Here is a 13,524-nt window from a genome sequence, read left to right as displayed (position 1 = left end):
AGCAGTATTACGCTTACAGGCACTTCTGAGGTGTCGATGTCCTCTGATACGAACTCTCCCTCTGGGTCGTCGCCAAGTTCATCGGGCGGGGGTGGGGCAATCTACCGCGACGGGGGTGATGTCTGTCCCGGCCGAGTGCAACGCCTGCTGAGTTCGCCAGAGACGATCGGTGTTGGCACAACGGCGTGGATGTGCGTCGATCCGTTAGAGGCTCCTGAGCCCGCTCAGGTGGTGGTCACGGCCACGGATGTGTCGCGGTTGATGGTGGAGGGTTCGGGCCTGTGGCGTCAGCCTCCGGGTCCTGAGGCTCGTGTGGACATCATCGTCATCGCCTACACGAGTCCTGACTCCCGGACGCTGAGCACGACGGTGGCCGGCGTGCCAGTAACTGTCACCGCCACCCCAGTGTCCTACCGCTTCCACTGGGGCGACGGCACCGCCACGACGACCACTGATCCGGGGGCTCCATATCCCAACCACACCGTCTACCACGACTACACCGGCACCCGCAGCAACGTCGTCATCACCGTGACCACCACCTGGGAGGCGACCTTCACCCCCGAGGGCGGCACCAGCCAGCCCGTGACCGGCACGATCACGACCACCAGCTCGGCCGACCCCTTCGACCTCGTACGCACCGTGACCTACCTGACCGACGACGCAGAAGAAGCCCAAGGCCACTAAGCCACTAGGACCCTGGACCCCCGGGTCCTGGCCGCTCATCCCCGGGCCCTGGGGTCTGTCCGGAGCCGCGCAGCGCAGAGTCGAGGTGCACCTCCCAGCAAACCCTCTGGGCCCGTCTGCCTCGTTCGCACCCCACCAGCGCTCAAGGCCGCCACACCCCCATCACTGGCAGCCGGACCACCAGACCGGCCACGAGCACGACGGGTGCCGTGGCCGCGCCTGCCGGCCCTGGCGCACACGTGGCGGGGTGAGGACCTGGACTCGTACCTGACGATCCCGGTCGACTACGGGCTGGAGGTCCTGCTGTGTCCAAATCTGCCGTAAATCCTTCGATCAACACACGAGGCGACTCCTGCGAACCGCGAAATCATGCCGATTCCCGATTCGCCGCGCACATGCTCACAGGATTTTGCGGCAGATCTGGACACACTCCGCTCGCAGCGTCTCCCCCGGCACGCAGAGAGGCTCCGTGACGCCGTGGAAGTGGGCGACGGCCAGCAAGCGTCTCCCCCGGCACGCAGAGAGGCTTCCGCGACCTGCAGGTTCTGACGTCTCTCCGGCACCCAGGAGGGCCTCCAAGGTCGCACAAGCGCTAGTCGTCGCCCCAGGGAATGGCGCGACCCGCCTGGGCGTCGGTCCTGGCTATCGGTACGGTGTCCACCAGACGGGCACTGGCCCTCGCGCCAACGCGCATCGGGCGCCGACGCGCGTCCCGCAGTTCCCGATCAGCCGACGAACCGCAGCCCCAGGAGGCCCCATGGAGCCCACGCCCGTTCCGGTCGATGACTTCCTGGCCACCGTCCCCGAGCGGCGCGCCGCCGAGGCCCACCGACTCATCGACCTCATGCGAGAGGTCACCGGCGCCGAGCCGGTCATGTGGGGTCCGAGCATCATCGGCTACGGGTCGGCGCCGTACCGGACCGCCGCAGGCACCGAGGGGCTCGTGCCAGCGGCCGCCTTCAGTCCCCGGAAGGCCGCGGTCACGGTGTACCTCTCGCCCGCGTTGCTCACCAACACACACCTCATGGGCCGGCTCGGTCGGCACAAGGTGGGCAAGAGCTGCCTCTATCTCTCGCGCCTCGACCACGCCGACAGCGAGGTCCTGCGTGAGCTCATCACCCGCTCCTTCTGGGAGGAGGTGCCCCCGCAGCGCAACCGGCAGGGGGCGCTGGCCCGGGCGCACCTGAGGTGCGTGGCGGACTATCTGGCCTCGGTGGCGTTGGAGGCCCGCCCGATGCTGGACGAGCTGCGCGACCTCGTGCGACAGGTCGCTCCCGAGGCCGAGGAGGTCGTCAGCTACGGGCTCATCGGCTACCGGATGCCGGGACGGAGCAGGGCGGCGAAGGTCTTCGTGTCGGGCTGGAGGGACCACGTGGCGCTTTACCCGCAGCCCGACGACGAGGCACTGCGCGCCGAGCTCTCCCCGTGGGTGCGGGGCAAGGGCACAGTGTGGTTCAGCCTGTCCGAGGACCTGCCGACGGCGTTGCTGGAGCGGGTCGTTGCGTCGATGACCGGAAGCGGGTCTCCTGCCGACGCCGCGACGAGCGCCAACGGGACCACCGCCGACTGACCGTGAACCAGCGCGGCTGTCGGCCCGCGCGGCGAGCCCCTCACGTGTCACGGTGGAGGCTTTCAAGGGCACAAGCCTCGACACACGAACTCGTTTGACAAAACGATCCCTGAAGATCAGCAAACCTGCTTGGGCGTGACGAAGGACAGTAACTTCACATATCTGCTTTTGTGGCAATTTTTGCCACGAACAAACTCGCACATTGAGCCTTTCTCACCGGGGTTGTTTGTTGAGGCTGATGATGACGAGGGCTGTGGCGGTGATGTGGGTGATGGTGTGCGGGTCGAGGGTGACGTGTTGGAGGGCCTTGAAGTGCTTGAGCATGGCATTGGCCCTCTCGGCAGGCGAGCGCAGACTGGCGTGCAGATGGTTGTAGGTGGCGTCGTCGGGGCAGGGTCTGGCGCCCTTGACGGGTGTGAGCACGCCGATGCCGGCGCCGATGTAGCCCTTGTCGGCCAGGGTGGGCATGCCCTGGGAGGCGGCCTTGTACAGGGCGGGCAGCGCGTGGGCGCGCGCAGCGGTCAGGTCGTGGGTCGAGCCCGGCTCGACCGGCGAGACCCACACCGGGAATCCGGTGTGGTCGGTGATGACCTGGACGTTGCCCCCGAAGGCCTTGTGCTTGCCCGAGTACCACGAGTGGTTGCCCCGTTCGGTGCGGGCTGCGACCCTGTCGGTGCGGATCAGGGTGCCATCCAGGCACACGAAAGGCTCACCCTTGTGGCGCAGCTGGGTGATGACCTCGATCAGGTCAGGGGCCTGGGAGGAGATGACCTGGAGGGCCTCATGCAGGTACCTGTAGGCGGTGGCGATCGAGATGCCGGCGTCTCGGGCCAGGGTGCGCATGCTGGTGGCCTCGTTGAGCCAGCGCAGCACCATCACAGCCTGCACCCAGGGCGTCGCCGCCCTCTGATGAGGCCGAATGTCGTGCCAGCGGCGGTGAGCCGCCAGCCAGGCCGACACGGTTCGGGCGGTAGCGGATGGCACGTCAAGGGTGGCACGATAGGACAGCATGCGGGGACCTCGCATTCAGGGGTGCTTCTTTGGTCAGAACCCATCCTGGATGCGCTCCCCGCGTGCACCCCCACACGACACGCACCCTCCCCCAGCATCCCAACGATCAGGCCGGGTGCACGCCCCACCCCGGTGAGAAAACCTCACTGCACCTGACTCTTGACCGCGAGGATCGCGGTCAACTTCGGATTCTCTATCACTATCTTCACCCCCTCTCGCCCTTCACGTCAACGATACCGCGCGGTGCGGCGCTCCCGGGAGGCCCAGCACGTCAGGTTTCACAATGTGATATTCAACACGTTTCGACACTTCCCGTCGATCGATCGCAGGGACCCTTGGCGGGCTACGCTACTGCATGGTTCTTCCTCGTTGGTTCCTGACACGCAGGAGGTTGTCATGGTCCCTGTCGTTCCAGTCGTCCCAGGCACTCCGGTCCGGTCACGTCGCCGTCGCGGCCGCCTCGCCGCACTCGTGTCGGTCCTCGTCGTTGCCTCGGGTCTGACCGCCTGCTCGAACGGATCACAGACCTCCGACCCCACGGCCAACCCCACCGCCACACAAGCACCGACCACGGCAGGCTCCCCCTCCGCGCAGGCCTCTCCATCGACAACTCGGCAGCTCACCCCCGAGTCCCTGTCCGACCCCGAGCTCGGCTACACCGTCACGTCGATCCCCGAGGACCTCAACGCCACGCAGACCGAGGCGCTGACCGCCTTCATCGCCTTCGAGCACTTCACCTGGAGACTCTGGCTCACCCCCGCAGGAAGCGGAACCGGCATGGAAGGCGCCGAGGAGGTCATGTCCGCGGACTCCGTCACGGAGATACAAGGAAACTACGACGCCCTTGAGCCGGGTGAGTATATGACCGGTCCCGTCCGCTCAGCAATTCTCCGGATCGACGTCCATGATCAGCACTCCCCTTTCGAGGCGGAGATCACAGTCTGCACGGACCAGAACGGAACGAAGTCCTACTCCGCCACGGGGGAAGACATTACCTCGCCGAGCCAGATCGGACGATTCGAGTACCGCTACACCCTCAGTACCGCTGAGGGCGCTTGGAAGGTCTTCAGCGAGACGAGAGTTTCAACGAACGAGTGCACCGCATGATGATACGTGCACGTTCTCGAATCTTCCTTTTTCTTATTCTGCTTGGCACTGCCGCCTGGCTCATCGTTCTGACGCCGTGCGCGCTGGCAGCTTACGGAAAAGACTCGTCTTCAGACGCCTCGTCGTCGGCTTCGACGCAGGCCGATTCGGACGGTGGGGTGCAGATCACTGTCGAGGCGACCTACACCTCCTCAGACGGCGCGGCAGGGAGCTCGGCGACGGCAACATCATCCACCGCCACCACGACCGTCCTGCCGGTGTGCGGCTACCGACAGTCGATGAGCGGTGCAGGAATGGTCGAGCACCTCAGCCGTCCAGACGTGATCCAGGTCCAGTCCACCACCTCCGAGAACTGGGCAGAGGACTACCCCGGCTACGAGACGCACGCCGGGGACCACGCAGGCTACTGGTACGAGCCCTGGTGCTGGTCCGAGCGAGCCCCCGACCTGTCCCCCACGGACTTCCGGACCATGTCACAAGCCTTTGAGTCCGCCAACTCACCGGTCTACGTCCCCGCCGGCAGCGCCCCTCCCACACCGACCATCGACGGCAGGACCCTGGCCCAAGCAGCCTGGGACGCCGTGACCATTCCCGCCCCGACGATCGCCTACAACCCCACCCTCGGTGACGCCGGTTCGACCCTTGTGGGCTGGTACACCTGGATCTGGGCGACCACCGACACCCCCAGCCACGTCACCGCCACAGCCACAGCCGGCCCCGTCACCGCCACCGTCACCGCGACAGCCAGCGGCCTCGACCTGTCCGGCCCCGACACCGAGATCGACTGCACCGGCTTCGGAACTCCCTGGTCCCGCGACGCCACCGGCACCGACTGCACCGTCGTGTTCACCCGCAGCTCAGCCCACCTTGGCGGCACCACACCCCTGACGACCTCGATCTCCTACACCGTCGCCTTCACCGCCACTGACGGCAGCACCGGCAACCTCGGAAACGCCACCACCACCTCCACCACCCACATTCCCGTCGCCGAGGTTCAGACCCTCAACACCACCGACGACTGAGCACGTGCTCACCGAGGCGGCTGGAGCTCGCCTATGACCGGGGCGGTGGCGACAGGGGCACCCGCGAGTAGCACGGCAGGCCCGGAGGGCACAGGCATGATGTTGGATGGCCCCGTGAACGCCTCGGCACCAGCTCCCACAGGACTCTTCTGCGGCCTGGCGGTGGTCGACGTCGTCCAGCTCGTGGACAGCCCGCCGGGGCCCGACGAGAAGATGACCGCGGTGGACCAGGCGGTGTCCGCCGGCGGCCCGGCAACGAACGCCGCCGTGACCTTCGCCGCGCTGGGCGGGCGGGCCGCCCTGGCGGCACCGGTGGGTACGGGCCCCCTGGCCGAGCTGGTCCGAGCCGATCTCGCCCAGCACGGCGTCGAGCTCATCGACTGCTCGGGTGCGCGCGGCAGCCTGTCAGTCTCCTCGTGCACCGTCTCGGCCACGACGGCCCAACGCTCAGTGGTCTCCACCAACGGCAGGGCCACCGTGGACGCAGATCCTCTGCTGTCGTGGGCGCGCCGGAACCGGGACGCGGGCCTGCCCGCGCCCGACACCGTCCTCGTCGACGGTCACTATCCGGCGCTCGCTCGAGCCGGTCTCGACCTGGCCATCGGCTGGGGGTCGCTGCGCATCATGGACGCGGGGTCCTGGAAGGACGGGGCGGAGCAGCTCATCGGCTCCTGCGACGTCGTGGCACCCTCTGCCCGGTTCTTCCCCCCGGGACCCGACGGCCCGCTCACCGAGCCCGAGGAAGTCGCCGCATGGCTGCGTGGCAGGGGAGTGACGGGCATCGTACTCACCGACGGCGCGCGGCCCGTGCGGTGGTGGTGGCACGACGGCCCGCGCCCCTCCGAGCACGGCCAGGTGGTGCCGCCGCAGGTCCGTGCCCTCGACACCCTCGGTGCCGGAGACGTGTTCCACGGGGCTCTCGCCCACGCCCTGGCGAGCCACGGGCGCGGCCCGACCGGCTCCACCAGGCAGGCCGTGGACACGGAGTCGTTGAGCGACGCGGTCCGACGCGCCTGTGCCGTCGCCGCCGCCTCGACCACGACCTTGGGCGCTCGGGCCTGGATCACCGCCCCGGAGTCCGGCGCCTTCTGACCCGCCCGGTCCGGGCGGCACGGGGCCGGGGCCGCCCCGAGCGTCGCAGGCCGCCTACCAGGCACGACGGGCAGCCCACGACGCACCCGGACCGGTCAGGCGGCACCGGTCCGCCCCGCGCATGAGGGACAATGGTCGGCCTATGAACGCTGGAGACACCGCCGAGAGCCCCGAGGACATGCCGCTTCCCGCCGTCGCCGGAGGCCTCGAGGACAGCCCTGCCAGCCCTGTCGGCACCGCCCGGTCACCGCGCCCAGGCGCCACCTCCGGGGACCGGGAGAGCCGCGGGGCGGAGTCCGACGAGGCTGGCACCGACGGTGGGACCGGGAGTCACGGACGCAGAGACCGGGGACGCGGCGCCAGGGGCCGCCAGGACCAAGACCGCAGCCAGGGCCGGAAGCGCGGGGGGCGCAGGCAGCACGGACAGCACGGACGCCGCCAGCAGTGGCCGGGCTTCACCGCCGAGCAGCTGGCCGCGCGCGCCTCCAGCGTTCCTGCCGTCGTCTACCCCGAGGAGCTGCCCGTCTCGGCGCGTCGGGAGGAGATCGCCGCCGCGATCCGCGACCACCAGGTCGTCATCGTCGCCGGTGAGACCGGCAGCGGCAAGACCACCCAGCTGCCCAAGATCTGCCTCGAGCTGGGCCGGGGCGTCACCGGCATGATCGGGCACACACAGCCGCGGAGGATCGCGGCGCGCTCGGTGGCCGAGCGCATCGCCCACGAGCTGGGCACCCCCATCGGGCGAGACGGGGTCGTGGGCTACCAGGTGCGCTTCACCGAGGAGACCGGCCCGACCACCCTCGTCAAGCTCATGACTGACGGCATCCTCCTGGCCGAGATCCAGTCCGACCCGATGCTGCGCCGCTACGACACGATCATCGTCGACGAGGCCCACGAGCGCAGCCTCACCATCGACTTCATCCTGGGCTACCTCGCTCGCCTCCTGCCCGAGCGCCCCGACCTCAAGGTCATCATCACCTCGGCGACCATCGACTCGGCCCGGTTCGCCGAGCACTTCGGGCGGGCCCTCACCCGCGAGGCACCCGGCCCGGGCGGCGGCCGGGGCCCCGGTGCGCACGGCGCCCGTGACACGACGGAGCCCGGCCCCACGGCGGTCCTGCCCGCCCCGGTCATCGAGGTCTCGGGACGCACCTACCCCGTGGAGATCCGCTACCGGCCCCTGACCTCCGAGGACGGCGACGAGCAGGACTCCCAGGACGGCGGGGCCCGGTCCGGGCCCCCGGCCCAGGAGGACCGCGACCAGGTCACCGGGATCCTCGACGCCGTCGACGAGCTCATCGCCACGGGGCCGGGGGACATCCTCGTGTTCCTGGCCGGCGAGCGCGACATCCGCGATACCGAGGCCGCCCTCATCGACCACCTGGGTCCGCGCTACACCCCCGACGGGCGCAGCCGCACACCGGGGGCCGTCGAGGTCGTACCCCTCTACTCGCGCCTGAGCGCCGCCGAGCAGCACCGTGTCTTCGAGGCGCACGCGACCCGCAGGATCGTCCTGGCCACGAACGTGGCGGAGACCTCGCTGACCGTCCCGGGCATCCACTACGTCGTCGACCCCGGCCTGGCGCGCATCTCCCGGTACTCCAACCGCACGAAGGTCCAGCGTCTGCCCATCGAGGCGGTCAGCCAGGCCAGCGCCAACCAGCGCTCGGGCCGCTGCGGGCGCGTGGCAGACGGTGTGGCGATCCGCCTGTACTCCGAGGCCGACTTCCTGGCGCGCCCGGAGTACACCGAGCCGGAGATCCTGCGCACCTCCCTGGCCAGCGTCATCCTCCAGATGGCCGCCCTGGGGCTGGGAGCCGTCCAGGACTTCCCCTTCCTCGACGCCCCCGACCCGCGGGCCGTGCGCGACGGGATCCAGCTCCTCACCGAGATCGGCGCCATCGAGCCCTATGCCCCAGGCGGCTCCCCGCGGCCCGAGCGGGGGCCCGCCTCAAGGGGGCCGCGGCTCACCGCCGTCGGGCGCCGCCTGGCGCGCCTGCCCATCGACCCACGTCTGGGGCGGATGCTCCTGGAGGCCGGCGAGCTGGGCTGCGCCGGTGAGGTCATGGTCATCGTGGCGGCCCTGTCGATCCAGGACGTGCGCGAGCGGCCCGCGGACCGTCAGGAGGCCGCCGACGCGATGCACCGGCGCTTCGCCGACCGTACGAGCGACTTCCTCACCTACCTCAACCTGTGGCGCTACCTGCGCACCCAGAGCCGCGAGCTGTCCGGGTCTGCCTTCCGGCGCATGTGCCGCACGGAGTTCCTCCACTACCTGCGGGTGCGCGAGTGGCTCGACGTCCATGCCCAGCTGCGCCAGCTGGCTCGTCCCCTGGGGCTGGAGGCCGCACCTGTCGAGCTGCCCACGGCGCGCGCCATCCGGGCAGCGCGCCAGGCCCTGGAGCCCGGCAGCCACGAGGCGCAGATCGCCCACGGGGACGTCGCGGCCGCCGTCGTGGCCCTGGGTCGCTCAGCGGACACCCCCGACGCCGACTCGATCCACCGCTCCCTGCTCGTGGGCCTGCTGTCCAACGTCGGCAACTGGGACGAGCGCCGCCGGGAGTACGCCGGGGCGCGGGGCACCCGCTTCACGATCTGGCCCGGCTCGGGGCTGCGCCGCACGACCTACGACTGGGTCATGACCGCCGAGCTGGTCGAGACCAGCCGTCTGTTCGCACGCACCGTGGCCAAGGTCGACCCCAGGTGGGTCGAGGAGGCCGCCGAGCGCGCCGGCCTGGCCCGGCACGTCGTGTCCGAGCCCTACTGGTCCACCCGGCACGGCGCCGCCATGGTCCACGAGAAGGTCCTGCTCTACGGGATGACGCTCGTGGCCGACCGTCCTCGGACCCTGGCCTCCGTGGGGACCCCTGCGGCCCGCGAGGTGGCCCGGGAGATGTTCCTCCGCTCGGGCCTGGTCGAGGGCGCTTGGCACGCCCGCCACGGCTTCGTCGAGCGCAACCGCGCCCTGCTCGAGGAGCTGGCCGAGGTCGAGCACCGGCGCCGGACCCGTGGTCTGCTGGCCGACGACGAGGCGCTGCTGCGCTTCTACGACGACCGGCTCCCCGAGGAGGTCACCGAGGCCGAGGCCTTCGACGCGTGGTGGAGGCGTGAGCGCTCCCGCCACCCGGACCTGCTCGACTTCACCCGCGAGCTGCTCCTGCCCCAGGGCGAGGACACGAGCGGCTTCCCCGACTCGTGGGTCCAGGGTGACCTGACCCTGCCCCTGTCCTACCGCTTCGAGCCCGGCCGGGCCGACGACGGGGTGAGCGTCCAGGTCCCCGTCGAGGTCCTGGGCCGGGTGGCCCCCGAGGGCTTTGAGTGGCTCGTGCCCGGTCTGCGCCCCGAGCTCGTCGTGGCCACCATCCGCGCTCTTCCCAAGAGGGTGCGCCGGCAGCTCGTGCCCGCCCCCGACGTCGGCGCCCAGGTGTGGCGGGAGATCCTCGCGCGGTACCCGCAGGCCGGGGCTCCGGAGCCCGCCGGTGCGCCGGAGGGTCCGGGCGCCAGCGCGCCCGGCGGCGGGCAGGACACGGCCCCACCGGTGTCCTTCCGCCGCGCCTTCAGCCAGGCGGTGCTCGCCCTGCGCCAGGTCGAGATCGACGACGAGGACTGGGCCGAGGCCCGCGAGCGCCTGCCCGAGCACCTGCGCGTGTCCTTCGCCGCCCTTGACGCCGACGGCGGGGAGCTCGGCCGCAGCCCCGACCTCATCGACCTGCGCACGCGCCTGGCCGAGAGCACCGAGCAGGCCGTGCGCTCCGCGGTGCACGGGGCCGTCGCCCAGGCCATGGCCGAGGCCAGGCAGAGGTCGGGCCGCCACGGCCACGGCGGAACAGACCGAGCACACGCAACACGCGGAGCACGCGGCACAGGCTCCCGCTCCGGGAGCCGACGCGGCCGTGGGGGCGGCCGCTCACCGGACGCCGGGGGCCGCAGCGGGACGCGCGGCACCGTGCCGGGCGGCGCCGTGCCAGGTGGCACCTTGCCGGGCCTGGCCGAGCGCACGGGGCTGGAGGACTGGCCCGTCGAGGTGCCCGGTCTTGAGCCGCCTGACCGATCCACCATCCCGGAGACCATCGAGTCGACCGGGACGGCGGGGCTCGTCGTCCGCGGCTACCCGACCCTCGTGGCCACCGGGGCGCGGACCGCGTCCTTGACGATCCTGCCCGACGCGGTCGCCCAGGCGCGCTCCCACGGGGCCGGGGTGACGGCACTGGCGCTGGCGCGCACCTTCCTGCCCACCGGACGGGTGACGAGCCGGTGGACCGCCACCGAGTCCCTCACCCTGGCGGCCAGCCCGTACCGCACCACCGATGCCCTCGTCGAGGACATCGAGCTGGCGGCCGCGCGGGTCGTCGCCCGGAGGTGGGCCGCCCAGGCCGGTCGGGACCTGGGTGCGGTGCGCGAGCGCGTCGTCTTCGAGCAGCTCGTGGGTCACGTGCGCGACCACCTCGAGGACGAGGTCCTGTCCGTGGCCCGCACCGTCGTGCGGGTTCTCCAGGCCCACCGCGAGGTCGAGCGCACGGTGGCCGCGCACAGCTCGCTCGCGCTGCTGGCGACTCTCCAGGAGGTGCGCGAGCAGGCCGCGGCTCTTGTCGGCGACGGGTTCGTGTCCGCCACGCCCCCCGAGCAGCTGGCCCACCTGCCGCGCTACCTCACCGCCCTGGCGATGCGGGTGGGCAAGGCGCAGGCCGCCCCCGCCCAGGACGCCGCGCTCGCCCACCAGGTGCGTGAGGCGGTCGCCGTGGTCGACCGGGCGCGGGAGCGTGCCGCCGGCCTAGAGCCCGACCCCGAGCGTGAGGCGGTGCTCGAGGAGGCGCGCTGGCTCATCGAGGAGCTACGGGTCAGCCTGTTCGCCCAGACCCTGGGCACGAGCAGGAAGGTGAGCCTCAAGCGGATCTCGAAGCTGGTCGCGGGGATCTGAGGTTCGGCACAGGCGTGCCGTGTGCGCCACGGGGGCCCCGCCCACGACGGCTCAGCGTGACCGCAGGGTCATCGCCCGCGCTCCGACCGGTCATGTGTACTTCGACCGGTCATGTGTACTTCGACCGGTCATGTGTACTTCGACCGGGCTATCACCGTCACGTAGACGGTCGAACGTTACATGACCGGTCGAGGGGGAAACCGACCGGTCGAAGGGGAAACCGACCGGGAGAGGGCACGAGGCCTGCGCGCCGTCGATCCGCTCACAGCACGGCGGACATGAGGCGGCACACGTTGTCGATGTAGCGCCGGTGCCAGGGCTCGGCCGCCCACTCCTGGGCGGTCAGCTCGGTGGACACCGATCGGTAGTAGGCGTCGTTGTCGCGCAGGAGGTCATCGAGGTCCCCGCCGAAGGCCAGCAGCATCATCTCGTAGTTGAGGGCGAAGGACCGGAAGTCCATGTTGGCCGAGCCGATGACCCCGACCTCGCCGTCGACCGTCATGTACTTGGCGTGCAGGACCGCCGGGGCGGGGTAGCGGTAGATCCGCACGCCCGCCGCCAGGAGGGCCGAGTAGTAGGAGCGCTGGGCGTGATTGACGATGAACTGGTCGGACTCCTGGCCCACGAAGAGCTCGACCTCGACGCCCTTGTAGGCAGCGGACTGGATGGCTGACAGCAGCGCCTCGTCGGGGATGAAGTAGGGGCTGGTGATCGACACCCTCTTCGTGGCGTTCTGGATGAGGGACAGGAACATCTTGAGGTTCGGCTCGGTGGGGTAGCCGGGGCCGGAGGGCACGAGCTGCATGGCGTTGACCACTGCCGCGGGCCTGCCCGGCTGGGGGGCGCAGCCTCCGACCACCGGGCCCTGACCGAGCGGGACGACGGGGACCTCACCATCGAAGCGCAGGGCGAGCTCCTTAGCCGCCTCCGGGGACAGCTCGGGCGCCACCGCCTCGAGGTCGAGGACCTCGCCGGACTCGAAGAACCAGTCCATGGCGAAGATCGCCTGGGCCTCCAGGACGATCTCCCCGGTGACCTCGACGCTGAGATCGACCCACTCGCGGCCCGCGCGGATGTTGCGGCGCAGGTGGTAGCTGGGGTCGATGAGGTTGTGGGAGCCGATGAAGGCCCGTGTGCCGTCGACGATGAGCACCTTGCGGTGGTTGCGCAGGTCCGGTCGCCGGAAGCGTCCCTTGAGGGGAAGCAGGGGCATCATGAGCCGCCACTTGACACCGGCCGCGTCGAGGCGCCGGCCGAAGTGTCTCCACCCCGGGTACTTGCGCGAGCCGAGGTGGTCGACGAGCAGCCGCACGTCGACCCCGCGGGCCGCGGCGCGTCGGAGGGCGTCGTAGAGGACGTCGGTCACCTCGTCCCAGCTCTGGATGTAGAACTCGACGTGGACGTGGTGCTCGGCGGCGTCGACGGCGCGCGCCATCGCCTCGTAGGTCGCCGAGGAGTCGCTGTGCAGCGCGATGACCTCACCGGTCACGCAGGGAAGGCCGGTCAGGGACCGGTTCATGCGCAGGACGGCGTCAAGCTGCGGGGAGGGCCTGGCGCCCTGCGGGGCGTCGGGCAGGCTCCGGGTGTACTCCAGGGTGGCCCTGTTGGCCGCGACCTGCTGCTCGAAGCGCTTGCCGTGGACCCACGGGCTGCCCAGGAAGAGGTAGAGCGGCAGCCCGACGACGGGGATGAGGAAGATGAGCAGGAGCCAGGCCGTCGACGACGAGGGCCTGCGGTTCTCCGGGACGATCCCCAGCGCCACGACCCTGATGATGAGCTCCACGGCCAGCCAGAAGTCGGCGATCTGAGGGATCAGCGTCATGGTGCCATCCAACCACGCTCCGCCACCGGCACGGCGCCACCCCGCCCTCGGCTGCCCCGGGCACGGCGAAGGCCCGCCCCGGTATGGATCAACCGGGCCGGGCCCTTCGCGGCGAGGTCGCTCACCGGTTCCCATACCCGGGAGCGGCTCCTCCTTCGCCGGGCGTGAGTCCGCATTCCCTTGGCTGCGGGGTCTCACTCGACGACTGCCGGTCATCAGCACTCCCCAGTACCTCGCGACTGCCGCCGTCCGACGGTGAGATGAACTATGCAGAGGGCTCCTGGGAGAACACCACCGG

The 13,524-nt window shown here is 70.5% G+C and carries 8 protein-coding genes; 6 read left to right on the top strand and 2 right to left on the bottom strand.

Going from position 1 to position 13,524, the window contains the following annotated elements; all coding sequences use genetic code 11:
* Positions 1 to 312 precede the first annotated feature (312 nt).
* Positions 313 to 684, top strand: coding sequence for a hypothetical protein (locus EL245_RS09845; protein WP_232009719.1), 372 nt, complete (start codon positions 313 to 315; stop codon positions 682 to 684).
* Between the two features lie 757 nt (positions 685 to 1,441).
* A complete protein-coding gene (locus EL245_RS09840) occupies positions 1,442 to 2,254 on the top strand; it encodes a DUF1801 domain-containing protein (protein ID WP_126382974.1) in 813 nt (270 codons plus the stop codon).
* Positions 2,255 to 2,467: 213 nt separating this feature from the next.
* On the opposite strand, the gene EL245_RS09835 is transcribed toward EL245_RS09840, so the two are convergent.
* The gene (locus EL245_RS09835) at positions 2,468 to 3,265 is read right to left on the bottom strand and encodes a transposase family protein (protein ID WP_126381755.1); all 798 of its coding nucleotides are present in this window, start codon (positions 3,263 to 3,265) and stop codon (positions 2,468 to 2,470) included.
* A 396-nt stretch (positions 3,266 to 3,661) separates the two neighbouring features.
* Here EL245_RS09835 and EL245_RS09830 point away from each other — a divergent pair, with 396 nt between their 5' ends.
* The 4 genes from EL245_RS09830 (at position 3,662) to hrpA (ending at position 11,404) form a co-directional block, all read left to right on the top strand.
* The gene (locus tag EL245_RS09830; RefSeq protein WP_126382973.1) at positions 3,662 to 4,372 is read left to right on the top strand and encodes a hypothetical protein; all 711 of its coding nucleotides are present in this window, start codon (positions 3,662 to 3,664) and stop codon (positions 4,370 to 4,372) included.
* A 158-nt stretch (positions 4,373 to 4,530) separates the two neighbouring features.
* Complete coding sequence (locus tag EL245_RS13720) at positions 4,531 to 5,394, top strand: hypothetical protein (RefSeq protein ID WP_232009718.1); 864 nt, start codon at positions 4,531 to 4,533, stop codon at positions 5,392 to 5,394.
* A gap of 114 nt (positions 5,395 to 5,508) precedes the next feature.
* The gene (locus EL245_RS09820) at positions 5,509 to 6,486 is read left to right on the top strand and encodes a PfkB family carbohydrate kinase (protein ID WP_232009717.1); all 978 of its coding nucleotides are present in this window, start codon (positions 5,509 to 5,511) and stop codon (positions 6,484 to 6,486) included.
* A gap of 142 nt (positions 6,487 to 6,628) precedes the next feature.
* Positions 6,629 to 11,404 (top strand): ATP-dependent RNA helicase HrpA, encoded by a 4,776-nt coding sequence (hrpA, locus tag EL245_RS09815; RefSeq protein ID WP_126382972.1) that lies wholly within the window; start codon positions 6,629 to 6,631, stop codon positions 11,402 to 11,404.
* 262 nt (positions 11,405 to 11,666) lie between these two features.
* Here the strand turns inward: hrpA and EL245_RS09810 are convergent, their stop codons facing one another.
* Positions 11,667 to 13,226 carry a phospholipase D-like domain-containing protein gene (locus EL245_RS09810; protein ID WP_126382971.1) on the bottom strand — a complete coding sequence of 520 codons (1,560 nt, stop codon included), beginning with the start codon at positions 13,224 to 13,226 and terminating at the stop codon, positions 11,667 to 11,669.
* Positions 13,227 to 13,524: the final 298 nt, after the last annotated feature.

Source organism: Actinomyces howellii (assembly GCF_900637165.1).
In the GTDB taxonomy this organism is placed as follows: Bacteria; Actinomycetota; Actinomycetes; order Actinomycetales; family Actinomycetaceae; genus Actinomyces; species Actinomyces howellii.
The sequence above is the reverse complement of the archived record's forward strand: the minus strand, read 5'-3'. Positions and strand labels throughout refer to the sequence as shown.